Annotated in this window: 30 protein-coding genes and 1 other RNA gene; 11 read left to right on the top strand and 20 right to left on the bottom strand. The window is 65.3% G+C overall.

The genetic code is table 11. The annotated features are described in order from the left end of the window. The first annotated feature begins 65 nt into the window (after positions 1 to 65). On the top strand, positions 66 to 500 hold the full coding sequence (locus HACJB3_RS19640; RefSeq protein ID WP_148258248.1) for a hypothetical protein: 435 nt from the start codon (positions 66 to 68) through the stop codon (positions 498 to 500). Between the two features lie 469 nt (positions 501 to 969). Here HACJB3_RS19640 and HACJB3_RS10990 read toward each other — a convergent pair whose 3' ends face one another. From HACJB3_RS10990 to HACJB3_RS10965, 6 genes are all read right to left on the bottom strand, one after another. Beyond that, positions 970 to 2,001, bottom strand: coding sequence for a phosphate signaling complex PhoU family protein (locus tag HACJB3_RS10990; RefSeq protein WP_008416773.1), 1,032 nt, complete (start codon positions 1,999 to 2,001; stop codon positions 970 to 972). Between the two features lie 73 nt (positions 2,002 to 2,074). Further along, positions 2,075 to 3,139, bottom strand: a complete 1,065-nt coding sequence (locus tag HACJB3_RS10985) for an ATP-NAD kinase family protein (protein WP_008416774.1) — start codon at positions 3,137 to 3,139, stop codon at positions 2,075 to 2,077. A gap of 323 nt (positions 3,140 to 3,462) precedes the next feature. After that, on the bottom strand, positions 3,463 to 4,152 hold the full coding sequence (locus HACJB3_RS10980; protein ID WP_008416778.1) for a competence/damage-inducible protein A: 690 nt from the start codon (positions 4,150 to 4,152) through the stop codon (positions 3,463 to 3,465). A 29-nt stretch (positions 4,153 to 4,181) separates the two neighbouring features. Then, positions 4,182 to 4,931: a DUF5803 family protein gene (locus tag HACJB3_RS10975; RefSeq protein ID WP_008416779.1), complete on the bottom strand. Its 750-nt coding sequence runs from the start codon at positions 4,929 to 4,931 to the stop codon at positions 4,182 to 4,184. Further along, a complete protein-coding gene (locus tag HACJB3_RS10970; protein WP_008416781.1) occupies positions 4,928 to 5,605 on the bottom strand; it encodes a DUF2110 family protein in 678 nt (225 codons plus the stop codon). Before HACJB3_RS10970 ends, HACJB3_RS10975 begins: the two co-directional genes overlap by 4 nt. Beyond that, positions 5,605 to 6,132, bottom strand: a complete 528-nt coding sequence (locus tag HACJB3_RS10965; protein ID WP_008416783.1) for a transcription factor — start codon at positions 6,130 to 6,132, stop codon at positions 5,605 to 5,607. The genes HACJB3_RS10970 and HACJB3_RS10965 overlap by 1 nt, the downstream gene beginning before the upstream one ends. Before the next feature lie 90 nt (positions 6,133 to 6,222). Between HACJB3_RS10965 and HACJB3_RS10960 the strand changes: the two genes are divergently transcribed. Then, entirely contained in the window at positions 6,223 to 6,867 is a 645-nt protein-coding gene (locus tag HACJB3_RS10960; protein WP_008416785.1) for a hypothetical protein, read from the top strand. Here HACJB3_RS10960 and HACJB3_RS10955 read toward each other — a convergent pair. Next, the gene (locus HACJB3_RS10955; protein ID WP_008416787.1) at positions 6,851 to 7,393 is read right to left on the bottom strand and encodes a tRNA (cytidine(56)-2'-O)-methyltransferase; all 543 of its coding nucleotides are present in this window, start codon (positions 7,391 to 7,393) and stop codon (positions 6,851 to 6,853) included. The two genes, HACJB3_RS10960 and HACJB3_RS10955, sit on opposite strands and share 17 nt — an antisense overlap. A gap of 97 nt (positions 7,394 to 7,490) precedes the next feature. Here HACJB3_RS10955 and HACJB3_RS10950 point away from each other — a divergent pair, with 97 nt between their 5' ends. After that, entirely contained in the window at positions 7,491 to 7,724 is a 234-nt protein-coding gene (locus HACJB3_RS10950; protein WP_008416789.1) for a hypothetical protein, read from the top strand. 7 nt (positions 7,725 to 7,731) lie between these two features. On the opposite strand, the gene HACJB3_RS10945 is transcribed toward HACJB3_RS10950, so the two are convergent. The 7 genes from HACJB3_RS10945 to acs (HACJB3_RS10915) all read right to left on the bottom strand — a co-directional run bounded on the left by HACJB3_RS10945 (position 7,732) and on the right by acs (HACJB3_RS10915) (position 16,496). Then, positions 7,732 to 7,953 carry a hypothetical protein gene (locus HACJB3_RS10945; protein WP_008416791.1) on the bottom strand — a complete coding sequence of 74 codons (222 nt, stop codon included), beginning with the start codon at positions 7,951 to 7,953 and terminating at the stop codon, positions 7,732 to 7,734. A gap of 49 nt (positions 7,954 to 8,002) precedes the next feature. Next, a complete protein-coding gene (locus HACJB3_RS10940; protein WP_008416792.1) occupies positions 8,003 to 8,461 on the bottom strand; it encodes a universal stress protein in 459 nt (152 codons plus the stop codon). 4 nt (positions 8,462 to 8,465) lie between these two features. Continuing rightward, on the bottom strand, positions 8,466 to 10,208 hold the full coding sequence (locus tag HACJB3_RS10935) for a sodium:solute symporter family transporter (RefSeq protein ID WP_008416793.1): 1,743 nt from the start codon (positions 10,206 to 10,208) through the stop codon (positions 8,466 to 8,468). Continuing rightward, positions 10,205 to 10,642 (bottom strand): DUF4212 domain-containing protein, encoded by a 438-nt coding sequence (locus HACJB3_RS10930; RefSeq protein ID WP_008416794.1) that lies wholly within the window; start codon positions 10,640 to 10,642, stop codon positions 10,205 to 10,207. The genes HACJB3_RS10935 and HACJB3_RS10930 overlap by 4 nt, the downstream gene beginning before the upstream one ends. Positions 10,643 to 10,728: 86 nt before the next feature. After that, positions 10,729 to 12,714 carry an acetate--CoA ligase gene (gene acs / locus HACJB3_RS10925; protein WP_013199499.1) on the bottom strand — a complete coding sequence of 662 codons (1,986 nt, stop codon included), beginning with the start codon at positions 12,712 to 12,714 and terminating at the stop codon, positions 10,729 to 10,731. Between the two features lie 97 nt (positions 12,715 to 12,811). After that, positions 12,812 to 14,452, bottom strand: coding sequence for a bacterio-opsin activator domain-containing protein (locus HACJB3_RS10920; RefSeq protein WP_008416795.1), 1,641 nt, complete (start codon positions 14,450 to 14,452; stop codon positions 12,812 to 12,814). A 103-nt stretch (positions 14,453 to 14,555) separates the two neighbouring features. Then, entirely contained in the window at positions 14,556 to 16,496 is a 1,941-nt protein-coding gene (acs, locus tag HACJB3_RS10915) for an acetate--CoA ligase (protein ID WP_013199498.1), read from the bottom strand. A gap of 122 nt (positions 16,497 to 16,618) precedes the next feature. Between acs (HACJB3_RS10915) and HACJB3_RS10910 the strand changes: the two genes are divergently transcribed. The 6 genes from HACJB3_RS10910 (at position 16,619) to HACJB3_RS20215 (ending at position 19,588) form a co-directional block, all read left to right on the top strand. Beyond that, positions 16,619 to 17,383: a DUF2797 domain-containing protein gene (locus HACJB3_RS10910; protein WP_008416796.1), complete on the top strand. Its 765-nt coding sequence runs from the start codon at positions 16,619 to 16,621 to the stop codon at positions 17,381 to 17,383. Between the two features lie 44 nt (positions 17,384 to 17,427). Then, the gene (locus HACJB3_RS10905; protein ID WP_008416797.1) at positions 17,428 to 17,814 is read left to right on the top strand and encodes a hypothetical protein; all 387 of its coding nucleotides are present in this window, start codon (positions 17,428 to 17,430) and stop codon (positions 17,812 to 17,814) included. 47 nt (positions 17,815 to 17,861) lie between these two features. Further along, the gene (locus HACJB3_RS10900) at positions 17,862 to 18,140 is read left to right on the top strand and encodes a ribonuclease P protein component 4 (RefSeq protein ID WP_008416798.1); all 279 of its coding nucleotides are present in this window, start codon (positions 17,862 to 17,864) and stop codon (positions 18,138 to 18,140) included. Between the two features lie 66 nt (positions 18,141 to 18,206). Then, entirely contained in the window at positions 18,207 to 18,464 is a 258-nt protein-coding gene (locus HACJB3_RS10895; protein ID WP_008416799.1) for a YhbY family RNA-binding protein, read from the top strand. Further along, positions 18,464 to 19,351 (top strand): mechanosensitive ion channel family protein, encoded by an 888-nt coding sequence (locus tag HACJB3_RS10890; RefSeq protein ID WP_008416801.1) that lies wholly within the window; start codon positions 18,464 to 18,466, stop codon positions 19,349 to 19,351. The genes HACJB3_RS10895 and HACJB3_RS10890 overlap by 1 nt, the downstream gene beginning before the upstream one ends. Positions 19,352 to 19,414: 63 nt before the next feature. After that, the gene (locus tag HACJB3_RS20215) at positions 19,415 to 19,588 is read left to right on the top strand and encodes a hypothetical protein (RefSeq protein WP_008416803.1); all 174 of its coding nucleotides are present in this window, start codon (positions 19,415 to 19,417) and stop codon (positions 19,586 to 19,588) included. 25 nt (positions 19,589 to 19,613) lie between these two features. On the opposite strand, the gene HACJB3_RS10885 is transcribed toward HACJB3_RS20215, so the two are convergent. The 3 genes from HACJB3_RS10885 to HACJB3_RS10880 form a co-directional block, all read right to left on the bottom strand. Further along, complete coding sequence (locus HACJB3_RS10885; RefSeq protein ID WP_008416804.1) at positions 19,614 to 20,279, bottom strand: DUF502 domain-containing protein; 666 nt, start codon at positions 20,277 to 20,279, stop codon at positions 19,614 to 19,616. A gap of 159 nt (positions 20,280 to 20,438) precedes the next feature. Then, positions 20,439 to 20,750: signal recognition particle sRNA (gene ffs, locus HACJB3_RS18795), an RNA gene on the bottom strand. A 51-nt stretch (positions 20,751 to 20,801) separates the two neighbouring features. Then, entirely contained in the window at positions 20,802 to 21,221 is a 420-nt protein-coding gene (locus HACJB3_RS10880; protein WP_008416805.1) for a DUF7548 family protein, read from the bottom strand. A gap of 84 nt (positions 21,222 to 21,305) precedes the next feature. On the opposite strand from HACJB3_RS10880, the gene HACJB3_RS10875 reads away from it, so the two are divergent. Together HACJB3_RS10875 and HACJB3_RS10870 are read left to right on the top strand one after the other, a co-directional pair. Then, positions 21,306 to 21,665, top strand: a complete 360-nt coding sequence (locus HACJB3_RS10875) for a DUF5798 family protein (protein ID WP_202946613.1) — start codon at positions 21,306 to 21,308, stop codon at positions 21,663 to 21,665. A 26-nt stretch (positions 21,666 to 21,691) separates the two neighbouring features. Next, positions 21,692 to 22,666, top strand: a complete 975-nt coding sequence (locus HACJB3_RS10870) for a PLP-dependent cysteine synthase family protein (protein WP_013199497.1) — start codon at positions 21,692 to 21,694, stop codon at positions 22,664 to 22,666. Between the two features lie 15 nt (positions 22,667 to 22,681). Here HACJB3_RS10870 and HACJB3_RS10865 read toward each other — a convergent pair whose 3' ends face one another. The 3 genes from HACJB3_RS10865 to HACJB3_RS10855 all read right to left on the bottom strand — a co-directional run bounded on the left by HACJB3_RS10865 (position 22,682) and on the right by HACJB3_RS10855 (position 24,509). After that, positions 22,682 to 23,110: a universal stress protein gene (locus HACJB3_RS10865; RefSeq protein WP_008416815.1), complete on the bottom strand. Its 429-nt coding sequence runs from the start codon at positions 23,108 to 23,110 to the stop codon at positions 22,682 to 22,684. Positions 23,111 to 23,198: 88 nt separating this feature from the next. Beyond that, entirely contained in the window at positions 23,199 to 23,612 is a 414-nt protein-coding gene (locus HACJB3_RS10860) for a CoA-binding protein (RefSeq protein ID WP_008416816.1), read from the bottom strand. Positions 23,613 to 23,675: 63 nt separating this feature from the next. Beyond that, the gene (locus tag HACJB3_RS10855) at positions 23,676 to 24,509 is read right to left on the bottom strand and encodes a geranylgeranylglycerol-phosphate geranylgeranyltransferase (RefSeq protein WP_008416817.1); all 834 of its coding nucleotides are present in this window, start codon (positions 24,507 to 24,509) and stop codon (positions 23,676 to 23,678) included. Positions 24,510 to 24,552: the final 43 nt, after the last annotated feature.

Raw genomic sequence — 24,552 nt, 5'->3', positions numbered from 1 at the left:
GGGGGTTATTGGACGTGTTGACAATAGGCGAAAAGAATTTTGTATCTTAATTGTATAACTATCGTATGTTTAATTTGAAACGTAGAGAATATCTCTATGGGTGTCTCAGCACTCTCTCAGTAGTATGCGGCTGTGTCAGTCTCACAAAGTATGAGGGTTCTGTAGATATTGTATTAGATAACGCTAGCGAAATGCGCTATCAGGTTTCTATTGAGATTTCTGATCAAAATAGCGGTGAGATTGTTTTCGCAGAAACATATAGTGTGAAAGCGGAACGTCAAATCACTGAGGCTGAAATCGTAGAAGAAGGTGTCTATAGTGTGCGAGCTACTATCGAACCGGACGCGAATAGCGACGTTGAATTCTCCACCAGCAGAACTGAATTCGAATTAGCCTGCAGCGAAGATCGGTATGGGGATGATGCTGAAGCAACGCTGGTTATTCTACTGGATCCGGGCTATGATATTTCTATTAGTAAACACTGTAGGAAACTTGGCTGATTATTGTGGGAAGACTGACTGCAAGTGGGTATCGATTCCTACACTGGATTCTCGTCGTCTGTTCCCCGATAGAGCCAATGGATATGTTCATCCAGGGCTGAGCCGAAACTTGATACAATAACCGTCCGCACATGCGGCCGGTGTTTTGAGGATGGTGGTGGCTACTGAACTGATGTATCCCTTCGAGATAGGAAGGTAGAGGTCGGCGGTGCATACAACCTCTCTATCTATCTCCTTGGTTTTTCGTTGCGTATCAGATGCGACCGGTACGTGAGAATTAGTCTGTGAGGCCCTGTGGTGAGGAAGGGAAACGATAGCACGACCTACGAGCGGCCCGGTGGCCGCCGCCCGCTCGTGCGGGGCGGCGAAAAGTCGATCCACCCGGAAGTGGCGCGGTTGCGCATCGCGACTCGGCTACCTGGCCGGACACGAAAAGGCGAGTGCGGTTTGCCGACCGCGCGAGGGCGTTCTAGTGGATGGTCACGTGTTCGCTCTCCTCGTTGAGTGCGAGGTTCGCCGCGATCTCGGCGTTTCGCATCGCGTACTGGGCGGTCTGCTGGAGGCTCACGAGCACCTCTCGGACCTGAAGCAGGTCCTCGTTGCTCATCTCGGATAAGTCGTCGAGGATCTCGTCCTCGCGGTCCGAGATCTCCTTGAACAGTTCGCGAACCTCGATGGTGAGATCGTAATCGCGCTCGACGGCGGCCTCGACCGCGAGAACGGTAACCTCGTCGACGCGGTCGGTAAATTCGCGGATCCGGCGCATCGTCGCGCTGTCGACGGCCAGCGAGTGGTCCTCGGATTCGAGGACGATCTCGGCGATGTCCTCTGCGTTGTCGGCGGTGAGTTCGAGGTTCTTCGCGATCGAGCGATAGCCGATCAGCGCAAAGCCGTCGTCGAGCCCGACCGCCCGCGCGAGCGTGGGGTTTTGGTAGGCGGTGAAGATCAGCCTGAGCAACAGGACGAAGATCTTGTTTGCCTGTCGCTCCCGGTTCAAGGCCCGCTGGGCCAGATCGGGATTGCCCATCGCGAGCGCCTTGACGGCTTCCCCGCGCATCGTGCTGCCGGTATTCTCGAGGCGCTTGAGCAGGTTGTCGAGGGTGAAGTCTTCGGGATCGACCGAGCACCGGATCGCGATGCTCTCGGGTGTCTCCTCGATGACGCCGAGCCCCATGAGCTGGGTTTCGGCCTGATAAATGGCGTTGATGTGATCCGACGAGAGCGCGCCCTCCTCTTGTTGGACGTGGATGATCCGTCGGCCGAGCACGTACTGGGCGATGATCGCCCGCTCGACGGCGCGGGCGTCGAGTTCGTCGGCGTGGATGATCGCCTCGCTTTCCTCACGGTCGGCGGACTCGGGCATCACCGTCAGCGCGCCCTTGCTGCCCCGCCGCAACGTCACCTCGTCACCCTTCTCGACGCCGTGTTCTTTCGCCCAGTCCGCGGGTAGCGTCATCGCCAGCGTCGAGGGGCCGAGTCGCTGGACCTTTCGCGTATCCATGCCGGGGGTATGCCTTGGAGGGTATTAATATTCACTACGCTTCCATTATATGTCTCATTATAGATAGCGCGGGTCAGACGACCTGTAACATCCGGCGTTCGACGCGGCCGACCCGGACCCGGGTCCAGCCCCGAAGCTCTTCGTCGAGGTCGGGATCACCAGTATCGACCCGGAGTACGCCGATCTCGTCGAGCTTCGATCGGGAAGCGACGATCTCGATCTCGCAGCGTCGGATCACGGCCGGCGAGAGCTGCTGGTTGCCGCGTCCGAAGACGAACCCTTGTCCCCCGATCGGCGAGACGACGATGACGTTTCGCTCGGAAAGCGCCCCGAGGACCTCCGACTCGCCGCCGTCGCGGACCAGAAGCTCCCCGTCCCGCCAGACGTCGACACCGAGCGGCGATCCCTCGAACCCGAGCGCCGCCTCGATCGCGCCGACGGTCCCGCCGGGCGCGAAGACGTACGTCGTCTCGGGGTCGACCCCTGCGACGAACCCCCGGACGAGACCCTCGACGCTCCCGCCGCCGAGCTGTTTCGAGGACTGTAGCTCCTCGGCGACCGGGACGTTCACCACCGCCCGGAGGGTCGCCCGGACCTCTCCCTCCCGGTAGGCCTCCTCGTCGATGTCGCTGACCTCCCGGGACTCGGTCGCGTCGAACGCGGCGGCGATCCGGCCCGCGTCCCGCGGCGTGACCCCGAACACCGACGAGTAGACCTTCACGCCCGCCGGCACACCCAGAATCGGCGTCTCGCTTCCCGCCTCGGTCACCGTCTCGGCGACGTCCGTCGCGGTTCCGTCCCCGCCGACGAACAGGACCAGGTCGACGTCCCGATCCAGAAATCGTCGGACCGCCTCGCGGGTATCGGCGGCGGTCGTCTCCTCGCCCGGCTCGTGGACGATCGCCGGGTCGAACCCGGCTGCCCGGGCCTCGCTCTCGCCCATCGGATCGCCGGCCGTCAGGACCTCGGCGTCGGGCAGGCGCTCGTAGAGTGCCTCAAGCGCGGCGAATGCCCGCTCGGGTGCGCGCGGCTCGGCACCCCGCTCGCGCGCTTCCGCGAGTTTCCCGTCGGTCCCCTTCAGGCCGACCCGCCCACCCATTCCGGCGATCGGGTTACAGACGAAACCGATACGTCGCATACCGCCAGTTCCCGCCCCGTCAGGAAAGGCCTCGCGGTCGGAACGCGAGTCGTCAATACTTATAAAACAGCGCCACACAGGGTGAGTCATGTACCCGCTCCCGCTGGAACAGCACGGCACGTACCCGATCGAGATCCTCGGCACCTCGGTGCTCGTCGTCAGCGTCGTCTTGACGATCGCCTGGCTTGTCTACCTCTATCGGTAGACCATCACGACCATTACATATATACCCGCGCCGGTCCTACGCCCATCGCGGGTCCCGAACTGGATCGACACAACGCATTGCCTCTGACGTGGTTCGATCCCGTCGGGGCCACGCCCAACTATTCGTCCAGTTCGACGCGTTCGCGCAGCCAGTCGGCCGCCGACTCGACGACCGCCTCGTCCGCACCGGTGAGCTTCAGTCTGACGCCGTCGCCGGGATAGCTCCCGACGGACACGTCGAACCGGTCACGGACCGCCTCCAAACGCGGGACGAGCGCGCTCTCGGGTTCGGTGGTGTAGACGACGCTCGTATATCGGGGTTCGCCCTCGAACTCCGTCTCGACCGTCTCGAACATCGCCTTCATCTCGGCGGGTACCCCCGGCAGGACGTAGACGCCCTCGATGGCCGCCCCGGGAGCGACGCCGGCCTCGTTGTGTAGCGGGCGTGCCCCCGCGGGGAGGTCGGCGGTTCCGGCCGTGAGGTCTTCCCGGGCGTAGCCCCCCTCCTCGGTGAGCCACGACAGCGCTTCCTCGTTTCGCTCGATCCCTCGGTCGAGCGCCGCGGCGACCCCCTCCATCGTCAGGTCGTCGTGGGTCGGTCCCAGTCCGCCCGTGACGATCACGGCGTCGTACTCGCTTCGGTACTCGGAGACGACGCTGGCGATCTCCTCGATACGATCGGGGATCACGGTCACGCGCTCGACGTCGACGCCCCGCGCGGCGAGTCGCTGTCCGAGCCATGCGGCGTTCGTGTTGACCGTATCGCCGGCGAGGATCTCGTCGCCGACCGACACCAGCGCGACGTGCATACCCCCCGTTGGCGATCGCGCGCTAAAACTTACTGCATTCCCGGCGGTGGTTTTCGGTCGTCCTCCTCGATATCGACGTCCAGCCCCGCCTCCTCGCGCTTTCGTCTGAGTTCTTGCATCTGGCGGTAGACGTACGCCCCGGCGATGATCGCCCCGATGGAGGCGACGACGATGAGACCGCCGAACAGGTAGACGTCGCGTTCGAGGTAGTACCGCACCGAGATGACGCTGGCGTTCATCTCGTCCCAGCGGATGTGGACCCGGTCGTCGACGGTCTCGCTCTCGTAGCCCCCCGGCCGGACGTTCGCGAGCACGAAGTTGTCGATCCGGTAGCCCGGCGGGAGGATCACCTCGTAGGAACCCTCGACGAACGTCTCGGTGGCGAAGTTGTTCGATTGGGTTTCGGAGGTAAAGGCGAGTTGGCCGTTCTCGGCCGGCAGTTCGATGGTGACCCCCGAACGGGTCTCCTGGACATCGATCTCCTCGGTGCCGACGACCGTGCCGTCGGGATAGCGGAACTGCACCGCCCGCACGTCGATCGGGTTGTCGTCGCCGTAGCGCGTCGATTCGTAGAGACGGATCGACGAGCGGTTCTCGACCGTGTAGACCGCCTGGTACTCGCCGCCGGAGACGTTGATGGTGGCGTCGGCGTCGGTGTCCCAGTCGTAACTCGCCTCCTCGTTGAGTCCCTCCTCGCTCGTCGTCGATCCGAAGCCCGCACACCCTGCTAGCGTGACGAGCGCGACGAGCGAGACGAACGCGAGCAGGCGACGGTTCATGTCGTGATGACACACCGCAGTTCGGAGGTGAGGTGCGGGCCGATCGCTGAGAGCAGGCCGGGCGGGTCGGTCCCCTCCCGGCAGACGACGCTCTGTTCTAAGAGGCCCAGTCGCTCGACGGTGACGATGTCCTTCGCGTGGCCCGCGCGGTTGACCGTCGCCCGGACCTCCCCGCGGGTGGCGTTGTTGACGTTGACCCGACCGGTGCCCCGAGTCCACTCGTAGAGCCGGTCGCGCTCCGTGTCGGCGAGTCGCGAGGGGTCGTCCTCGCCGCCGTAGACGAACTCCATTGGCAGGTGCTGGACCAGTCCGAACCGTTCGACGAGCTGGGCGGGCCGCCCCTGTCCGAGTCCTAACTCGTCCGTCGGGATCCGGACCGGGCGGCCGGCGTCGAGTACGAACCCCTCGTCGTCCCACGACTGCAGGGTGCCGACGTAGGTCTCGCCCTCGCGGAACTCGTCGGTAATCTCGCCCCACTCCTCACGGAGCGCGTTGCGCGCGACGGTCGCGTCTTCCCCGTCGACGCTCACCGTCGGGAAGTCGTCGTGGCGCACGCCGACCTCGTAGGTGACGTCGAGATCGCCGATGGCGTTCCCGACGAGCGAGCGAAGACCGTCGAGCGCCTGTTCGCGGGCCCGGCCGTGAACCGTCACCTTGGTTGCGAGGACGACCATCAGGCCTCGATGCCGTCGACGTTGAGTTCGCCCTGGAGCTCCTCGATCCGGCGCTCCATCGCCTCGACGAGCCGTGCGTTGTCCATCGATTCGAGGGGCGAGCCACACTCGGGACACTCGAACCCGAAGTCCATCGCCTCGCCGAACTCGAAGCGGATCGAACAGACCTCACAGAGGTAGAACTCGTGGTTCCGTTCGTACTCCTCGCGGTTTTCCAGCGCGTCGAGCAGCCGTTCCATCTCCTCGGCGAGGTTCTCGGGGATGTTCTCGTACTCGAACGTCCAGAGGTACGTTAACCACCCCGAGTCCTCGTCCCGGAGCCGGCGATAACTCGCCAGATCGTTCTCGTAGAGGATAAAGAGCGCCCGGCGTACGTCGTTGAGCTCCAGATCGAGCGTCTCGGCGAGTTCCTCGTCGGTGACCTCCCCGTCGGGCGGTGCTGCGGCGACCGGCATCCCCTTCGGCCCTACCAGCTCGTGCAAATACTTCTGGATGACGGGGTCCTCGAGTAGATCCTCAAAAGCCATTAGCCACCCATTGCGCCGTTTCCCGGTTAAGTCTTTTGAGCGACCCCGAGGGCCGAAATCGCTATGTCTGTTGTCGGAGAACAACGGCCTATGGGCGAGTTCCTCGCCGCGCTCCGTGAGGAGGTGGACCCGACGGTGATCCTTGGAACCGTCGTCGTCCTCGGTATGGTCATGGTGTTTACCGACGCCTCATGGTCGATCGTCGTCGCCGCCGGTATCGCATTCGGTCTAACTGCCGTCATCAACGCACTCGACGCGGTCTCCGGTGGCCCCAGTCTCGGGGCGAGTGCAACCGTCTTCGCGCTCGGAGCGCTCGTCGGGCTGTGGCTTACGGTCACCGAATCGTCGTATTTCATGGGTGCGATGACCCTTCTCCTCGCGTGGCTCGCCCTCGATACGTTTCACAAGGCCGCCCACGGGATCGAACCCACCGAACCGGACCCGAGCGGGTTCGACGAGATGGGTGCCGGCGAGGCCGGCCGCGTGATGTATCGCGCCGGGAAGGTCCAGCGGGCGCTCGATGACTCGCCGGCCTCGCTGTCGGCCTCGGAGCTCGTCACCCGCACCGACCTCTCCGAAGCGGAGGTCCGCGAAGCACTCACAATGCTCGAAGACGCCGACGCGGTTCTCGAAGAGCGCGAACGCTACGAGCTCGACAGGGCTCAGCCGGGACCGGTTCGTTCCACCGCCCGACGGCTCGCCCGCCCCTTCTCGCTTTTCACTCCGAATCGGTAGGTTCGACTTTCTTGCCCGTCTCCGTGGGAATCACCCGCTGGTCGGCGTCCTCCCACTCCCGTTCGAGTTCCCGGCCGCAGAACAGTCGATCGAGAAACACCGCCAGCCCGGCGACCTCCGAGTGGGGCTGGTTAGTGACACCGACGTTCCAGTCGGCGTGTTCGTAGATCCCGAACGGGACCTTCTCGCCGCCGACGACCACTAGAAGGGGCTCTTCGCGGTGTGTCTCTCGGATCCCCTCCTCGACGTCCTGAACCCGTTCGCCGTACATCGTCAGGTGGACGACCCGCCCCTCCCACTCGCGGATAAGTGCTTTCTGTGAGTCGGAGAGTTCGACGGAGAAGGGGCCGCCGAAGCGTTCAGTAATGTCCTTGACCGTCGCTTTTGACTGGCCGGCGTTGTCGGGGAGGATCACCCGGTCGGCTCCGAGTGCCCGTGCCGTGAGTCCGACGTGGCTCGTCATGCGTTCGTCCCGACCCGGTCGATGTCCCAGTCGTACCACGGCGAGTTCGGGTCCGTCGTTCATGTCCTCGCTCGGCCCGCCGACAGGTAGGGGGTTTCGATTCGACCGGACGCCCCGTCGGGGACCGGACGTTTAATCGGTTCCCGTTCGAACGCCACTCATGAACGACGGATCGCGTCGAGCGGAGGGCGGTGCGTTTCCCGAGGGGGTCGTGGTTCCGATCACCGGTCTCCTGGCGCTGCTGTTCGCCGTGATGGCCGGCATGAGCCTACGACCGGCGCTTTCGGGGCCGCCGTCCCACCTGACGTTTCCGATCGCGTTCGCCGTCGCCAGTGCCCTCTGCTTTCGTTTGCGACGGCGCTACGTCGCCGCGCGGGCCGACGAGGGCGACTGAGCGGGTTTTACGACTGTTCGCGCGCCACTGCGAGCGAGAGGAAGAAGCCGAAGTACGCCGGAATCCCCGCGAGCATGAACAGGTAGTAGGCCCAGGAGGGCGCGCCGGCGAAGACGACCTCGAACAGAAACGAGACGAGTCCGACCCAGACGACGGCGAACATGAGGTCATGGAGCATTCCGGTCCGGTTCTCGGTGACGTGCTCGCGGAGTCGGTCTGTAAAGGTCATGGGATCGTGGTCGGTCGGATCGGTGATTGTGAATCGGTTCGACGTCGTATTAGTCTTCGACGTAGTCGACGACGAGGACGGGGACGTGCGTCGAACGCAGCGTGCGTTCGGTGACGCTCCCGAGCAGTGCACGGCGGATCCCCGACCGGCCGTGACTGCCCATTACGATGAGGTCGATGTCGTTGTCCGCCGTGTAGTCAGCGATCACGTCGTGGGGTCGCCCGCCCGCGTGGCGCTCGACGGCGGTCAGGTCGGCGGCTTCGGCCCGTTCTGTGACGTAGTCGGTCGCCTCCTGGGCATCCTCGCGGAGATCGGTCATCCCCTGGAAATTACCCTGTTTGATGCGATCGACCTGTTCGGTCCCCAGCCCATAGGCGACAGCGTCGACGTCCGCGACGAACAGGGCGTGGACTTCGGCGCCGTACTTCTCGGCGATGTCGATCGCCTGATCGACCGCCGCTTGCGCGACCTTGCTTCCGTCGGTCGGAACGAGTATGCGTTCGTACATGATGTCAGTCGTCCGCCGGCGTCTCGGGCCGGTTGCCGTTCTTCTCGGCGACGACGTCCGCCGCGGTCATGTCCTTTGGCATCGGGTCGGGGCTGTGACACTGTCGGACCATCTGTTTGGTCCGCAGCGGCGGTTCGCTGGTCACGAGCGAGACGGCGATCGTCACCGCGAACACGATCGGCGTCCCGACGAGTGCCGACCCGATAGCCGGCATCCACGTCGCGATGGCTTCGATACCGAGTCCGCCCTCGATGAGACCGAAGTTCCCCTCGTTGAGCATGGGGATGAACCAGACGATGATACCGGTCGTCATGCCCGCAAGGGCGCCCGGCCGGTTCGTGTTCTCCCACCAGAGACCGAGGAAGAACATCGGAAACAGCACGATGGCCGCGAGCGAGAACGCGAACCCGACCAGGGCCGCGATCGGCTGTTGGGGGTCCAGCGCGAAGACGATCGTGAGCGCCCCGATCAGGATGATGCTCAGGCGGCCGACGAGGACCTGCTGGCGCTGGGTCGCGTCCTCGTTGATGATGGTCGCGTAGATGTCGTGAGAGATCGCCGACGAGGCGGCGATGAACAGCCCGGCCGTCGTCGCGACCGCCGCGGCGATGCCGCCCGCCGCGACGAAGCCGACGAACCACGCCGGTAGCTCGGCGAGCTGTGCGGCCAGCACGACCAGCACGTCGCCGGCGGCGCTGGTCATGCCCGGATCGCCGTAGACGGCGCCGATCTGGTCACCGTAGAGCGCGGTGCCGATCGCAGCGAAGGCGGGCGCGCTCAGGTACAGCAGCGAGATGAAAAAGAGCCCCCAAGTGCACGACCAGCGGGCCACACGCTCGTTTTTGACCGTGTAGAACCGCACCAGCACGTGGGGTAGTCCGCACGTCCCGAAGACCAGGCTGAAACACGTCGCGATCCACAGGTAGTAGCTCCCGCCGGCGAACGGTGCCGAGAACTCCGTACCGAGACTTTCGATCATCATCCCGTACTCGAGCTGGGGGAGAATCGTCGTGTATCCCGCCGACCAGCCGGTGACGACCAGCCCGATCAGGAACGCGCTGATGAGGATGACGTACTGCAGGACCATGTTCTTGGTCGCGCCAAGCATCCCCGACAGCGAGAGGTAGCCGACGGTGATGACCATGAAGACCACCATCATCGTCTGGTAGGCGGTCAGCGCGCCGCCGGTGACTGCCGACCAGTCGCCGAGGATGTACATCCCGACCAGCCCCATCCCGCGGGCCTGTCCGAGCGCGTAGACGAACCCGATCAGGAACGTAGTGATCGCCGCCAGCGCGCGGGCGGTGTCGGAGTTGAAGCGGTCGCCGACGAAATCGGGCGCAGTGTACTTCCCGAAGCGGCGCATCTGGGCGGCCATGAAGATCAGCAGGATGAAATACCCCGTCGTCCAGCCGATGACGTACGCCAGCCCGTAGACGCCGGAGATGGCGACGGTGGCGGCCACGCCGAGGTATGTCGCCGCCGACATCCAGTTGGCCCCGATGGCCATCCCGTTCTCGATGTTCCCGATCGAGCGGCCGGCGACCCACATGTCGTCGGTGTCAGCGACCTTGAACATGAAGCCGGCGACGATGAACAGGAGCATCATGCCGATGACGATGATCGACGGGACGAGCTTGAACGAGACGTTGAGCCCCTCCGGGAGCAGCCCCTCGTCGGTCTGAAGCACCATATCGCCCATCGCGCCGATCGCGGAATCCGCAAGCAGCGGGACGCTATCGATCATTCGCTGATACCCCCGTCAGTTGCCGCCGCGTCGTCCGAAACGCTATCGGTCGTTTCCGGGTCGACGACGCTCTGTTCGATACCGTATTTCTCGTCGATCTGATCCCGTTTGCGCGCGTACCAGACCGAGAGGACCAGCGCCGCCCCCGGCCCGACGATCGCGAGCAGGAAGTAGTGCAAGGGGAACCCGATCATCGGGATCTGGGACGTCATCACGTCGGGTGCGAGACGCGTCATCGTGATCGGCGCGAACGTCGTCAGCGCCCAGATCGCAAAGCCGATCCAGATCACCCGCAGGTGATCGCGCATGAACGGCGTCGCCGGTTTCAGCAAGTTGATCTCGACGTCCATGTAGTCGATCTGTTCTTCTCGCTCGACGTCGGATAACCCGCCGTCGGTTCGTATCTCGTCGGCCGTGTGTGGTTCGTTCGCCATGTTTCGTGTATCGTTAATTGTGTTGTTTTCGTCGGCGCATGTTCCCCGGCCGATCGAAGTCGAAATCGGGAAAAAGCGCCGCTGGCTCAGTCGCTCTGTACCTTCTGCTGGATCTCGCTTACGACGTCGGGGTTGCGAAGCGTCGAGGTGTCGCCCAGTTCCTCCTCGTTGGCGATGTCCTCGAGCAGACGGCGCATGATCTTGCCCGAACGGGTCTTCGGCAACTCGTCGGTGAACACGACCGCCTCGGGCCGGGCGATCGGACCGATGGCGTCCTCGACGCCCGCAACGATCTCCTCGCGTAGGTCTTCGTCGCCCTCGTAGCCGTCCTCGGTGATGACGTAGGCGTAGACCGCCTCGCCTTTCATCTCGTGGTCGCCGCCGACAACGGCGGCCTCGGCGACGCCGGAGACGCCGACGATGGCGCTCTCGATCTCCATCGTCCCCAACCGGTGGCCCGAGACGTTGATCACGTCGTCGACCCGCCCCAGCACCGTGATGTAGTCGTCGTCGTCGATCTTCGCGCCGTCCTCGGGGAAGTAAACCCACTCGTTGCTGTCGGGGTCGGAGTACTCCTGCCAGTACTCGCTGATGAACCGGTCGTCGTTCTTATAGAGCGTCCGCAGCATACCGGGCCAGGGCTTGTCCACGGTGAGATAGCCCGCCTGTCCCGCCTGGATCCGCTCGCCGTTGGTGTCGACGATCCGGGCGTCGATCCCCGGCAGGGGCGGACCCGCCGAGCCGGGTTTCATCGTTCCGATACCCGGGAGGGTGGTGATCATCATGCCGCCGGTCTCGGTCTGCCACCACGTATCGACCACCGGACATTCCTCGCCGCCGATGTGTTTGTAGTACCACTTCCAGGCGCGGGGGTTGATTGGCTCGCCGACGGTGCCGAGCAGGCGCAGACTGGAGAGGTCGTGCTCATCGGGGTACTGCTGGCCCCACTTCATGAACGCGCGAATCGCCGTGGGAGCGGTGTAGAGCTGATTCACGTCGTAGTCCTCGACGATCTCCCACATCCGGTCCTTCTCGGGATAATCGGGCGTGCCCTCGTACATCACGCTGGTCGTGCCGAGGGCGAGGGGCCCGTAGACGATGTAGGAGTGGCCGGTGATCCAGCCGATGTCCGCCGAACACCAGTAGGTGTCCTCGGGCTTGACGTCGAGCACCGCATGGGTCGTCCAGGCGGCGTAGGCCAGATAACCGCCGGTGGTGTGTTTGACCCCCTTGGGTTGGCCGGTAGTGCCGGAGGTGTACATGAGAAACAGCATGTCCTCGGCGTCCCGGACAACGGGTTCGATCTCCGCGCCCTCGTGGTCGGCGATCAGGTCGGCGTAGTCGACCTGGTCCTCGCCCAGATCGTGATCGAACCCCTCCTCGCCGAGACGGTCGACCACGACCGTCGTGGTGTCGTGATCGACGTCCGCGAGCCCCTCGTTTGCTTTGTCGAGGTGGTCGAGCGGGTCGCCCCGGCGGTAGTAGCCGTCACAGGTGACGAGGTACTCCGAATCGGCCGACTTCATCCGGGTCGCGAGCGCGTCCGCGGAAAAGCCCGCGAACACCACCGAGTGGGGGGCACCGATGCGCGCACACGCGAGCATCGCGATCGCGAGCTCGGGGATCATCGGGAGGTACATCGTCACGACGTCGTCCTCGCCGACGCCCATCTCACGGAACGCTGCGGCGGTCTGGTTTACCTCCTCGTAGAGGTCCTGATAGGTGTAGGTCCGCGTCTCGTCGACGGGTTCACCGACCCACTCGATGGCGACCTCCTCGCCACGGCCATCCTCGATATGGCGGTCGATACAGTTGTACGAGGCGTTGAGTTTGCCCTCACAGAACCACTCGTAAAAGGGCGCGTTGTCTTCGTTCAGTACCTGGTCGTACGATTCGTCCCAATCGAGCAGATCGGCCGCCTGCTCCCAACACTCGGGCCAGTTCCCTTCGAACTCCTCGTAGATCTCCGGATCGGAGACGTTCGCCTGCTCGGTGAACGACTCCGGCGGCTCAAACGTGTCCTGTTCGGCGAGCCGTGCCTCGAGTTGAACGTCCTCGTTGTCACCCTCCATGGTACGGCCAGTCAATACAGAACCGACATAGTAAACATGGGATCTAGGTGTGCAAAACAGTCTACTATTCGGTGACAAATAAGTCTGATTATAGATATTATCCGTCCTCGAACAACAACTCGAGGATCTCGCGCTGGCCCTTGCGGAGGTGGTTGTGTAGCGTGGGCGAGGAGACGCCCATGGCGTCCGCGACCTCCTCGGCCGTGCTGCCCCGGGGCCAGTCGAAATACCCCCCGAAGTACGCCGCCCGCAACGCCGCGTGCTGGCGGTCGGTCAGGCGCTCGATCGCCCCCTGCTCGAAGCCCTCGAGGGTGCTTGCCTCCCGTTCGGCCGCCTGTTTCCCCACGAGGCGGGTATCGGGAAACGCCTCGGTCAACCGCTCGACGAGCGCCCGAAGGTCGGTGTCGTAGGCACACTCGGCGAGGATGCGAGCTTCGCCGCCCTCGACCGTCGCCTGCTGGACGGTCGCGCCGTAGTCCGTGAGCAACGAGAGTGGACAGCCCCCCGAGACGACGAACTCCACCAGCGCGCCCGAGTCACGCCCCTCGACGAGTCGGCCCTCCTCGATTCCCCGATAGTCGGTGACGAACTCGATGACGGCGGTCGCGCTCGCCCCCGAGAGCGTCAGGTAATAGACCAGCGTCGACTCGGAGGCCGAAACGATCGATTCGAGGTCGATCCGGCAGTCGAAGCGATCGGTGGCGGCGATCAGCGCCGATTCCGCGTCAGTACAGCGGAACTCGAGTTGGAGGATCGTATCCGCAAGCAACAGCTTTCGGCGCCGGATCGCCGTGATCGAGTGGCCGATCCGACGCCCGAGGAGTTCCAGACGCGTCCGTTCGCGTTCGTCGGGAACGTCCGAACCGCCGATACAGAGGGTGCCATAACGGGTTTCGCCGTACCGAATCGCGATCGCGAGGACGGCCCCCTCCTCGGTTCGCGTCGTGGACTCCTCGCCGAGGTCCTCGCGGATCGATGGGATCGATTCGGCGTCGATCCCCGAGACGACTCTGGGTGCGTCCGACCCGTCCAGTTCCGGCGCGTCGATCCACGCGAACGCATAGCGTTCTGCGAGCGACTCACAGACGCCGGTTTCGATCCCCTCGCGCGTCGAGGCATCGAGCAGGACGGCATCGAGCCTCGTCTCCGACCGCTCGCGTCCCTCTCCGAGGGCCTCGACGATCTCCTGCCGGTCGGATTCTTCGAGGTATGGATCGAGCGCCTCGAGGCTTTGCCAGCCGCCGACGGCCTGCACCACCCGTGGCGAGACGTTTCGCTCACACAACAGCGTCCGGGCGAAATACCGCCGCAGGTCGTGGGCGCTCACGCCGGCAAAGTGCGCCTCGCCGGTTCGCTCGGCGGCCCGGTCGGCGACGCCGCTGAGCAGCATCTGGACGCGCCGCGGTGTCACGTCGACGATCCGGTCCGTGTCCCCGATCGCGTTGCTGTTGACGTACCGCGTCAGTTCGCGCTCGACGCCCGCCGGAAGGTAGGCCTCCCGGCTCGTACCATCGTTTTCGGGGACCGAGAGGACGAACCCGTCCGGATCGCTTCGTGCGCGCGTAATCCCGTTCCGGCGGATCTCCGTCATCTCGGTCACCCTGAGGCCCACCTCACCCCCGAGCCGGACGAGGACGCGCTCGCGATAGGTGCTCGCCGCCTCCAGCAGTCGCTCGTAGTCCGACCGCGTGAGCCACTCCTCCTCGTCCCCTCGTTCGATCGCACTCGCTTCGGCCATCCTTCGTATCTCTCGTATTTTACGAAATACAGTTAGCTCTGTCGGTCCTCAGTTCGGGAAAAGCACTACCTGTAGGGGGTTCGCGTCTCTCGAAAATAGCGAACTACCCGTCGTCGCCGGCGGCCGCTATCTCGCCGACGACCTCGGGGTTGCGAAGCGTCGAGGTGTCGCCAAGCGGTTCCTGATTGGCGATGTTTTCGAGCAGACGGCGCATGATCTTGCCCGAACGGGTCTTCGGTAACTCCGGCGTGAACACGACCGCCTCGGGCCGGGCGAACGGCCCGATGGCGTCCTCAACGTTCTCGACGATCCGCTCGCGGAGTGCCTCGCTCGGCTCGTGGCTGTGGTCGGTGCTGACGTAGGCGTAGACGGCGGTGCCGTCGGTCTCGTGTTGGCCGCCGACGACGGCAGCCTCGGCGACACCCGCGACGCCGACGATGGCGCTCTCGATCTCCATGGTGCCGAGGCGGTGGCCCGAGACGTTGATCACGTCGTCGACCCGCCCCAACACCGTGATGTACCCGTCGGAATCGACCGTCGCGCCGTCCCCGGAGAAGTAGACCCACTCTCCGTCCTCGGAGAAGGGCTCCCAGTACTCGGCCCGGTAGCGTTCGTCGTCCCCGTACAGGGTGCGAAACATCCCCGGCCACGGGCGGTCGACGACGAGATAACCCGTCTCGCCGGGCTCGATCCCCTCACCGTCCTCGTCGACGACCCGGGCGCTGATCCCCGGCAGGGGCGGACCCGCCGAGCCGGGTTTCATCGCACTCGCCCCGGGGAGCGTCGAGACCATCATGCCGCCGGTCTCGGTCTGCCACCACGTGTCCACGATTGGACACTCCCCGCCGCCGATGTGGTCGTGAAACCACTTCCAGGCACGGGGGTTGATTGGCTCGCCGACGGTGCCGAGCAGGCGCAGACTGGAGAGGTCATGGTCGTCGGGGTACTGCTGGCCCCACTTCATGAACGCGCGGATCGCCGTGGGTGCGGTGTAGAAGACGTCGACGGCGTTTCGCTCGACGATCTCCCAGAGCCGCGAGCGGTCGGGGTAGTCGGGCGTCCCCTCGTAAAGCAGCGTCGTCGTGCCGAGGGCGAGGGGCCCGTAGACGATGTAGGAGTGGCCGGTGATCCAGCCGATGTCCGCCGAACACCAGTAGGTGTCCTCGGGCTTGAGATCCAGCACGGCCCGGGAGGTCCAGGCGGCGTAGGCGAGATAACCGCCCGTCGAGTGGGTCACCCCCTTGGGCTGGCCGGTAGTGCCGGAGGTGTACATGAGAAACAGCATGTCCTCGGCGTCCCGGACCACCGGCGGGATCGTCGCCCCGGCGTGTGCGAGGACGAGGTCCCCGTAGTCGTACTGGTCGTCGTCGAGACTGTGATCGAGGTCCCCACCCAGTCGGTCGACGACGACCGTCGTGACCTCGCGATCGAGCGCCATGAGCGCGTTGTCGGCCTTGCTCTTCTGGTTGAAGGCGTTGCCGCGCCGATAGTAGCCGTCGCAGGTCACCAGATACTCCGAGTTCGCCCGCTTCATCCGCGTGGTGAGGGCGTCTGCGGAAAAGCCGGCGAAGACCACCGAGTGGGGGGCGCCGATGCGCGCACACGCGAGCATCGCGATCGGAAGCTCGGGGATCATCGGGAGGTAGATCGTCACGACGTCGTCCTCGCCGACGCCCAGATCCCGCAGGGCGGCGGCGAGTTCGTTGACCTCGCCGTAGAGGTCCTGGTAGGTGTAGGTGCGCGTTTCGCGGCGCTTTCCCTCCCACTTGAGCGCGGCGTGGTTCTTGCGCCCGGCCTCGATGTGGCGGTCGACGCAGTTGTACGAGGCATTGAGTCGTCCCCCGGAGAACCACTCGTAGAAGGGTGCCTCGTCGTCGTCGAGCACCTGCTCGTACTCGCGGTACCAGTCGAGAAGGGCGGCCGCCCGTTCCCAACACTGGGGCCACTCGGCCTCGAAGTCCCGGTAAAGTCCCGGATCGGAGACGTTCGCCTGCTCGACGAACGGGGCGGGCGGCTCGTATCGCTCGTCCGGGGACGGAGTCATCGTGTGAGATGTTCACGGGCGATCGGACGATAAGTTTTCGCCCGCTCCGTCTGCAACCCGCTGTTTCGGGGTTCACAGCCCGCGGGCGATAGTCATTTCCGCCCCGCACCGATACTCACTGTGTGCAGATCGTGGGTTACGAGACGGGCGCGGGCGACGGTGAGGCGGCGCTCCTCCTCGCCGCCGGGAACGCGTACACGCGCAAAGCTCTCGCACCCGACGTGCGACTCGACTACGCGCTCGGCGACCGGCGCTGTGCGGGCACGCTCTCGGAAGGGACTCACGTCGAGTGTTCGAACCCCGCGGCTCCCTACTGCGAGGACCACTCCTATACGTGGGTGTGTGCCCGCTGTACGGGGACCTGTCTCAAAGCGGAGATGGACTGTTTCGAGGAGCACGCGGTGTATCTCGCCGCCTTCGCCCCGGCGACGTTCAAGGTCGGCGTCACCCGTGCGTGGCGACTCGACACGCGGCTTCGCGAGCAGGGAGCCGACCGCGCCGCACACCTCCACACCGTCTCGAACGGCCGAATCGCCCGCGAGATCGAGAGCGAAATCGCGAGGGAGGTCGGCGACAGCGTGCGCGTCCCGACGAAGATTCGCGGGCTCGCCTCCACCGTGGACCTCGCGGCGTGGGAGGCGTTCGTGGCGGAGTACGACCCCATCGAGACGATCGCCTTCGAGTACGGGTTGGACCTCACCGGGCGGCCAGTCAGCGAGACGATCGCTAGCGGCCGGGTTCTCGGGACCAAAGGTCGGATTCTGGTGCTCGAACGGGACAGGACGACCTACGCGGTCGACCTGCGCGACCTCGTGGGCTACGAGGTCCGGGAGGGGGCCCCCGAGCGGTCGTTACAATCGAGCCTCGGCGCGTTCGAGTCGGGCTGAGCGACAACCCAACCCTTTTCGGTTCGGCTGTCGAACCCGGAGGTATGGCAGACGAAAACGACGAGAGCGGCGCCGAGGGCGGGGAGGAGAAATCGTTCCGCGAGCGCGTTGAGGAGATCCGCGAGCAGCGCGAGGCCGAGGGCGGCCCCGAGGGCGAAGGCGAGGGCTCCCGCGAGGAGCGCCTCGAAGAGATGATGGGCGGCGGTGGCGGTCCGGGCGGCATGGGCGGCAACCCCTTCGCCCAGATGATGGGCGGCATGATGGGCGGCGGCGGCCCCGGCGGTGCGATGGGCGGCGGTCCGGCCGGCGGGCCCGGTGCCGGCGGCGAGGGCGGGGACGAGCAGGTCGTCCGCGAGATCCGTCAGCTTCGCGACGAGGTCCGGGACGTCAACCGCCACCTCGAACGCATCGCCGACGCCCTCGAGGACTGAGCGGATCGCAAAAGAGCTAAAGCGACGTATCGTCCTTTTCGAGGTGAATGTCCATCGCCAGCGAGCGTATCGACCGGCTGGAGGCGCTTGCAAAGGAGGCCGCGACGGCGGGTGAGGACGACCGGGCCCGCGAGTACGTCGCACTTGCGCGACGGATCGCCGAGCGAAACCGCCTGCGCGTCCCCCGATCGTTCGAGCGTTTTACCTGCGACCGATGCGATCGGTATCTCCGGCCCGGCCGCAACGCCCGCACCCGATTGCAGGACGGCCACGTCGTGGTCACCTGTGACTGCGGATCCCACCACCGGTACCCGTATCGGTCCTGAAGAGCCGCTCCGATCGTTCCGACCGCGAATCGAACGTTCAAAGTGCATCGGCCCGATAACCGACGCATGAGCGACCCAGCGGATCTCCAGGCACTCAGGAAGGACGCCCACGACCTCGACGTGACGGTGTGGGTCGGCAAGGGCGGGATCGACGCCGTGACCGAGGAACTGGCCGACCAGCTCACAGAGAGGGAACTGGTGAAGGTGAAGTTCCACCGGGCGGCCCGCGGTGGGACGACGACCGAAGAGCTCGCTGCGGAACTGGCCGAGGCGGTCGACGCCACGCTCGTCGAGACGCGGGGCAACACGGCGGTGTACCACTGATGGTACTCGAAGGGATCCTCGTCGATCTCGGGTTCGCCCAGGGCCTCGCCGCCGCCATCGACGGCGCGATACGCTTTCTCGTCGCCTTCGTCGCCCTCGTGTTCGTCGGCCGCGCCGTGGTGTTACCGCTGATCGAACGCGCCTTCGACAGGCGCGACCTCGAACCGCACGCCCAGCGACCGCTGATGAAGGTCGCGTGGTTCGGCGTGCTCTTTGCGGCGGTCGCGGTCGCGTTCGGTTTCGGGGGCTTTGGCAACTTCCTCACGTCGCTGGCGACGATCGCCGCGGCCGCCGCGCTCGCGATCGGTATCGCGATGCAGTCGGTCATCTCGAACTTCGTCGCGGGCGTGTTCATCTTCACCGAGAAGCCCTTCCGAATCGGCGACTGGATCGAGTGGCAGGAGGGCGATTACTCGGGGATCGTCGAGGACATCAGCCTGCGCGTGACTCGCGTGCGCACGTTCGACAACGAACTCATCACCGTTCCCAACTCCGATCTGACCGACAACGCGGTGAAAAACCCTGTCGCGAAGGACAAGCTCCGACAGAAGTTCGTCTTCGGGATCGGGTACGACGACGACATCGGGCAGGCGACCGATATCATCGTCGAGGAGGCCCGAAATCATGCGGAGATCCTCGACGACCCCGAGCCGACGGTTCGACTCCTCGAACTCAACGACTCGGATGTGGGCCTCCAGTCGCGCTTTTGGATCGCCGATCCCGCCCGTGCGGACTTCGTGCGGATCCGCGCCGAGTACGTCCAGCGGGTCAAAGAGCGCTTCGACCGCGAGGGGATCGACATCCCCTACCCGTATCGCACGCTCGACGGGGGGCTGTCGATCGAGAGCCTCGGGACGCTTCGCTCCGGCGGCGAGCCGGCGGAGTGAGACCCGGCTATCGCAAGACAAGAACTGATTTAGATACGCGCGACACCACGACTCGGGTGTACGATGCGCTACGTCTGTACCGAATGCGACTGGCACGTCGATTCGAGCGAATCGCTCACTGACGATCTCGGCGGACTGGCCGTCGAACATCACGTCCGTTTCGGACACCCGGTCGAACTGGCGACTGAGGGCCGTCCGCGGGACGAACAGACGGCCGATAGCTCGGTCGGGACGTAGCTCGCGGGCGGCGGCCGTCGCGTTCTTATTTGGTCCGGGCTCCGGTGTCGTCCTCCTGGCTGTGAGCGACGCCGCTGGTGATGATCGCCTGGACGCTCTCCTCGACGCTCATCTCGACATCGATCACGCGGTCCTCGGGGGCGTAGATCAGGAACCCACCCATCACGGGGTTGGGCGCGAAGGGCACGAACAGCGTGAGCATCTCCTCGTGGCCCGTCGCCGCGACCAGTTCGGCCGGCGGACGGCCGGTCAGGTACGCGAGGGTGTAGCTGCCATCGCGGGGAAACTCGACGAGTTTGACCTCCTGAAAGCTCTCGACGTCGCTTTCGAGGAGGATGTCGCTCATCCGGCGAAAGCTGTTGTAGATCGAACTCACGCCGGGGATCGACTCCATGGCGGCGTGAAATCCCCCCTCGACCCGTGTTCCGTCGGTGTGTTCGGCGACGATCCCCACCGCGACGATGAGCACGAGCAGCGTGAGGACCGTCGTCACTTGTACGATCGCCGGGGCGACCTCGACGTCGAGGTAATCGGCGAGCCACACCACCGGGTTAAGCGTCTGGGCGACGAAACTCAGGACGAACCCCAGAACGATGACCGTGAGGATGAAGGGGATTGTGATCGCGGTCCCGGTGATGACCGACTGGCGGAGGCGCTCTCTGAGGGAGGGCTGGCGCCGCGGGGAGGGCATACCCTCGAACGCTCGCGGAAACCTGATACGACTGTCGGTTGCACTCGCCGGGTGGACGAGAGAGGCGACCGCGAGTCGGGATCATCCCACCGCAGCGCCCGCTCGGTGCGAAAACCGCTCGCCGAGCCGACGGCTCGTGAGAGTCGAACAGCGTATGAATGGTGGACGCCCGGGGTTGCCCGGCGTTCCGGCGCGGGGAGTCCCGGTTGCCTCCTCCACCCCGCGATCCGTCGAGCGACAGGTGTCCGATGGCCCGCTGCTCACTTCCGTGCCTGACGGATTTCCATCGACCAACCGCGACGACACGTCCCTGCGGACGCTCGCCGCGGACCGCTGTCCCCGACGGACGAGGCTTCTCAGTTGGCTCCCGGGGCCCGCGCCGGTCGGACCGGACGCGCCCGGGGTTCGGTCCCCGCTGAAGACCGTAGCGCGGGTGACGAGCAGGGCCTAACTGCCCGACCTAGTCCGTTCTCTACTATCCGCGTCGACCATAAGAGGGTTTCGTCTCGTCGTCTCGTACGGTCACAACAGCCCGAGTGCCCGCGCGTACAAACCGGCAGCGACCGCCGACAGCCCCGAAAAGGCGAGCACGAGCCAGCGGTGATACGCGAGCCAGTCCTGGGTGGTGATGCCCGTGACGTCCGCCGGGGTGAGCGCGAGGAGCCACTCGATGGACATCCCCGTCATGAACAGCGCGACCACGAGCGCCGCGCCCGCGATGGTCGCCGGGTCCGAGCGCTCGCCCAGTCCCGCCCCGAGGACGACGATCGCGACGGCGCCGAAGACGCCGATCAGCCGCGGACCGAAAAAGCCGGCGTCGTAGTAGCGTGCGAGGCCGGCGGCCGCCCCGTCGGGGAGGAGCACGTATGGGGCGATGACGGCGAGAACGACGCCGAGACAGGCGCCGATCCCCAACTGGAGGGCACGTCGCGTGAGGTCCATACGCGACGTTCGGATGGCCGAAACCTAAAGTCGGCGTTCGCGGGCGAGCGTAACACCCACATACGACCGGAAAAAAGACCGAGTATGGGACTGGGAAGCACCACGAAGAAGCTTCAAGTAATGGCCGAGAAGGCCGAACAGCTCTACGCTCAGCTCAACGAGGTCAAAAAACAGCTCGAGGACCTCCGCGTCAAGGTCGACAACACGCACGAGACTGTCACCGGCCTCGAAGTCAAACACGAACAGAACCGCGCGCTGCTCGAAGCCCTCGCCGAGGAGCGGGGGATCGACGTCGAGAAAGTGATTACCGAGGCCTCCATCGAGGACATCGAGGAGCCCGACCCCGCCGAGGACGCGGCAGGTGACGTCGCGGACGACCCCGACACGACCACCGGGACCGATCCCGTCGACGGCGACGAGGGCGTGGGAACCGAGACCAGTTAAGTAGCTCCGGCAAGGATTGCCAGCCGATGAGTGCCCCGCCCGCCGCCAACGTGCTGGAAACGGTCGGCCGGACGCCGCTGGTCTCGCTCGGTGCGGCCCCCGAGTCGGTCCCCGTCTACGCGAAACTCGAGTCGTTCAACCCCGGTGCAAGCGTCAAGGACCGCATCGGGAAGTACATGCTCGAAGCGATGCTCGATCGGGGCGCGATCTCGCCGGGCGGAACGGTGATCGAGCCCACGGCGGGCAACACCGGGATCGGGATCGCGGTCGCCGCGGGACAGCTCGATCTCGATGCGGTCTTCGTCGTCCCCGAGCGCTTCAGCGTGGAAAAACAACAGCTGATGGCCGCGCTCGGTGCGGAGGTAATCAACACGCCCACCAGCGAGGGGATGGGTGGGGCCATCGAGCGCGCCCACGAACTCGCCGACGAACTCGAGGACAGCGTCGTCCCACAGCAGTTCTCGAACCCCCTCAATACGGAAGCGCACTACGAGACGACCGCCCCCGAGATCTACGGGGCCTTGGAGGGGGCGGTGGGGGCGGTCGTCGCCGGTTGTGGCACTGCGGGCACGCTGATGGGACTGGCTCGCTACGCCCGCGAGCGCGATTCCGACACCTACGTCGGCGCGGTCGAACCCGAGGGGTCGCTGTACGCGACGACCAAAGGGATCGACGGCGAGGAGGGCGAGTACAAAACGGAGGGGATCGGCACACACGACCCGGCGACGAACGAACTGTTCGAGCCCGACCTGGTCGACGAGGTACTGCAGGTGAGCGACCGGGACGCTCACGACGAACTCAAGCGACTGGCCCGCGAGGAAGGGCACTTGGTTGCCTCCAGTGCCGGCGCCGCAAGCGTCGCGGCTCGGCGGGTCGCCGCGCGGATCGAGACGGGCGAGCTCGAGGTGCCCTACGACAGCGTCGTCACCGTGTTCCCGGATTCGAGCGAGCGCTACCTCTCGAAGGGGATTTACAGGGAGTTCGAGGAGTGGGACGGGTGAGGGTGTCGGCAGGGATCATCTGACGATGGTGACGGGGACGGGCGAGCGGCGAACGACCCGTTCTGCGACGCTGCCGAGCAACACGCGACTGACCCCGGAGCGGCCGTGGCTCCCGATGACCACGTGATCGATGTCGTTGTCCTTGACGAACTCGACGACGGTTCGTGCCGGCTTGCCGGTTTCGACAGCCGTCGAAAGGGTAATCCCGCGCTCGTCGGCGTGCTCGCGTGCCTCGTCGACCAGCCGCTGGGCGTACGCCCGTCGCTGGGCCGCCAGTTCGTCCATGTCGATCCACCCCTCGACGCCGCCGTAAGTTCGCAGTTCTCGCGGGTCGATGGCGTGCAAAACGGTTATCGACGCCTCCGGAAACGTCTCGAGTGCGTACTCGAAGGCGGTCTCTGACTGTTCGGACTCGTCGATCGGGACGAGGATTCGGGTGTCCATACCCCTACTAGGGGTCCGTGATAATTATTCGATCGGATCGACTGCACTACGAGAGACGATCCGTGCGGATGGGATCGCTCCCGTGGCGTCAGGGCGCGTGCAATCGCTGGTGTTCGACCTTCATACAGCGGTCGGCGACGACGTGGATCCCCGCCTCCTCGGCGCGGGCTTCGGCCTCGGAATCGGTAATGCCCAGCTGGAGCCAGAGGACCTTCACGTCCTCGCGCTCTCGGGCCTCCTCGACGAGGCCCGCGACCTCGTCGCTCGGGCGAAAGACGTCGACGATGTCGATCTCCTCCTCGACGGCCGAGAGCGAGTCGTAGGCGGGTCGCCCGAGGACCTCCTCGGCGTTGGGGTTGACCGGGATCACGTCGTAGCCGTGGTTCGTGAGGTACTTCGGGATCTCGTGGGCGTCCTTCCCCGGTGTCGTGGAACAACCGACGACCGCGACGGTGCGAAGGCCGAGCAGTTCTCGCAACTCGGCATCGCTCTCGACTGGCATACGCCGTGTGAAGGGGACCTCCTCGAATAACGTTTCCGTCCGCGGCCGATACCGCCTCGCGGCTCAGGCCGCGATCCGCCCGAGGACGAACGCCGCGGCCGCGAGGAACATTCCGTATTTCAGGCGTTTCTGGCCCGCTGTCGGGTCCCGAAAGCTCGTCGCCGCCGCCCAAAGCATCACGGCGTTTGCCGGCAGGACGGCCAGCAGATAGACGACGCCGAGCGCGTCAAGCAGATAGGGCAGGGGACTGGCGAGGACGGCGACCGCGAGGCAGGCGACGCCCACCCAGAGCGCGGGGCGTGCGCCGATCGCGATCGGGAGCGTGTTGAGACCCTCCTCGCGGTCGCCCGCGAGGTCCTCGACGTCCTTGATCACCTCGCGGGTGAACGTCGCGAGCGCCGCGAGAACGAACAACACGGCGGGGGCGGTGACGTTCCCGACGGCGGCACCGCCGAAGAGAAAGGTGCTGCCTCCGAGCGCGGCGACGACGGCGTTGCCTACACCGGGAAGCCCCTTGAACAGTTGGGTGTAGGCGACGAGCAAAAGCAGGTTGATCAGGGCGATGGCGATCGCGAGCACCGGGAGGGCGAGTGCGAGCACGATCGCTCCCGCGAAGAGCGCGAGGCTGAAGAGGAGCGTGCCACGCGGGGAGACCGCCCCCCGCGGGATGGGGCGGTCGGGCTGATTTATGCGGTCGATCTCGCGGTCGAAGTAGTCGTTGATCGCGTTTCCGGCCCCGGTGGCGAAGACGGTCGCGCCCGCGGCCGCCCCTGCCGGGACCAGGGCCTCGAACAGCCCGCCCGCGACGAACGCCCCGATCAGGGTCAATACGCCCGCGACGAGGGCGTTGACCGGTCGGGTGAGTTCGAGCAGTCCACGGGCCGTCCTCCCTGCCATACACGGGTTCGACGAGGGGAGGAAATAAAGGGCCCGTCTCCGC

Source organism: Halalkalicoccus jeotgali B3 (assembly GCF_000196895.1).
In the GTDB taxonomy this organism is placed as follows: Archaea; Halobacteriota; Halobacteria; order Halobacteriales; family Halalkalicoccaceae; genus Halalkalicoccus; species Halalkalicoccus jeotgali.
The sequence above is the reverse complement of the archived record's forward strand: the minus strand, read 5'-3'. Positions and strand labels throughout refer to the sequence as shown.

What these genes read in the sequence shown, in the direction of transcription:
- HACJB3_RS19640 (WP_148258248.1), top strand. Translation starts at nt 66, where the DNA reads ATGTTTAATTTGAAACGTAGAGAATATCTCTATGGGTGTCTCAGCACT.
- HACJB3_RS10990 (WP_008416773.1), bottom strand. Translation starts at nt 2,001, where the DNA reads ATGGATACGCGAAAGGTCCAGCGACTCGGCCCCTCGACGCTGGCGATG.
- HACJB3_RS10985 (WP_008416774.1), bottom strand. Translation starts at nt 3,139, where the DNA reads ATGCGACGTATCGGTTTCGTCTGTAACCCGATCGCCGGAATGGGTGGG.
- HACJB3_RS10980 (WP_008416778.1), bottom strand. Translation starts at nt 4,152, where the DNA reads ATGCACGTCGCGCTGGTGTCGGTCGGCGACGAGATCCTCGCCGGCGAT.
- HACJB3_RS10975 (WP_008416779.1), bottom strand. Translation starts at nt 4,931, where the DNA reads ATGAACCGTCGCCTGCTCGCGTTCGTCTCGCTCGTCGCGCTCGTCACG.
- HACJB3_RS10970 (WP_008416781.1), bottom strand. Translation starts at nt 5,605, where the DNA reads ATGGTCGTCCTCGCAACCAAGGTGACGGTTCACGGCCGGGCCCGCGAA.
- HACJB3_RS10965 (WP_008416783.1), bottom strand. Translation starts at nt 6,132, where the DNA reads ATGGCTTTTGAGGATCTACTCGAGGACCCCGTCATCCAGAAGTATTTG.
- HACJB3_RS10960 (WP_008416785.1), top strand. Translation starts at nt 6,223, where the DNA reads ATGGGCGAGTTCCTCGCCGCGCTCCGTGAGGAGGTGGACCCGACGGTG.
- HACJB3_RS10955 (WP_008416787.1), bottom strand. Translation starts at nt 7,393, where the DNA reads ATGAACGACGGACCCGAACTCGCCGTGGTACGACTGGGACATCGACCG.
- HACJB3_RS10950 (WP_008416789.1), top strand. Translation starts at nt 7,491, where the DNA reads ATGAACGACGGATCGCGTCGAGCGGAGGGCGGTGCGTTTCCCGAGGGG.
- HACJB3_RS10945 (WP_008416791.1), bottom strand. Translation starts at nt 7,953, where the DNA reads ATGACCTTTACAGACCGACTCCGCGAGCACGTCACCGAGAACCGGACC.
- HACJB3_RS10940 (WP_008416792.1), bottom strand. Translation starts at nt 8,461, where the DNA reads ATGTACGAACGCATACTCGTTCCGACCGACGGAAGCAAGGTCGCGCAA.
- HACJB3_RS10935 (WP_008416793.1), bottom strand. Translation starts at nt 10,208, where the DNA reads ATGATCGATAGCGTCCCGCTGCTTGCGGATTCCGCGATCGGCGCGATG.
- HACJB3_RS10930 (WP_008416794.1), bottom strand. Translation starts at nt 10,642, where the DNA reads ATGGCGAACGAACCACACACGGCCGACGAGATACGAACCGACGGCGGG.
- acs (WP_013199499.1), bottom strand. Translation starts at nt 12,714, where the DNA reads ATGGAGGGTGACAACGAGGACGTTCAACTCGAGGCACGGCTCGCCGAA.
- HACJB3_RS10920 (WP_008416795.1), bottom strand. Translation starts at nt 14,452, where the DNA reads ATGGCCGAAGCGAGTGCGATCGAACGAGGGGACGAGGAGGAGTGGCTC.
- acs (WP_013199498.1), bottom strand. Translation starts at nt 16,496, where the DNA reads ATGACTCCGTCCCCGGACGAGCGATACGAGCCGCCCGCCCCGTTCGTC.
- HACJB3_RS10905 (WP_008416797.1), top strand. Translation starts at nt 17,428, where the DNA reads ATGGCAGACGAAAACGACGAGAGCGGCGCCGAGGGCGGGGAGGAGAAA.
- HACJB3_RS10900 (WP_008416798.1), top strand. Translation starts at nt 17,862, where the DNA reads ATGTCCATCGCCAGCGAGCGTATCGACCGGCTGGAGGCGCTTGCAAAG.
- HACJB3_RS10895 (WP_008416799.1), top strand. Translation starts at nt 18,207, where the DNA reads ATGAGCGACCCAGCGGATCTCCAGGCACTCAGGAAGGACGCCCACGAC.
- HACJB3_RS10890 (WP_008416801.1), top strand. Translation starts at nt 18,464, where the DNA reads ATGGTACTCGAAGGGATCCTCGTCGATCTCGGGTTCGCCCAGGGCCTC.
- HACJB3_RS20215 (WP_008416803.1), top strand. Translation starts at nt 19,415, where the DNA reads ATGCGCTACGTCTGTACCGAATGCGACTGGCACGTCGATTCGAGCGAA.
- HACJB3_RS10885 (WP_008416804.1), bottom strand. Translation starts at nt 20,279, where the DNA reads ATGCCCTCCCCGCGGCGCCAGCCCTCCCTCAGAGAGCGCCTCCGCCAG.
- HACJB3_RS10880 (WP_008416805.1), bottom strand. Translation starts at nt 21,221, where the DNA reads ATGGACCTCACGCGACGTGCCCTCCAGTTGGGGATCGGCGCCTGTCTC.
- HACJB3_RS10875 (WP_202946613.1), top strand. Translation starts at nt 21,306, where the DNA reads ATGGGACTGGGAAGCACCACGAAGAAGCTTCAAGTAATGGCCGAGAAG.
- HACJB3_RS10870 (WP_013199497.1), top strand. Translation starts at nt 21,692, where the DNA reads ATGAGTGCCCCGCCCGCCGCCAACGTGCTGGAAACGGTCGGCCGGACG.
- HACJB3_RS10865 (WP_008416815.1), bottom strand. Translation starts at nt 23,110, where the DNA reads ATGGACACCCGAATCCTCGTCCCGATCGACGAGTCCGAACAGTCAGAG.
- HACJB3_RS10860 (WP_008416816.1), bottom strand. Translation starts at nt 23,612, where the DNA reads ATGCCAGTCGAGAGCGATGCCGAGTTGCGAGAACTGCTCGGCCTTCGC.
- HACJB3_RS10855 (WP_008416817.1), bottom strand. Translation starts at nt 24,509, where the DNA reads ATGGCAGGGAGGACGGCCCGTGGACTGCTCGAACTCACCCGACCGGTC.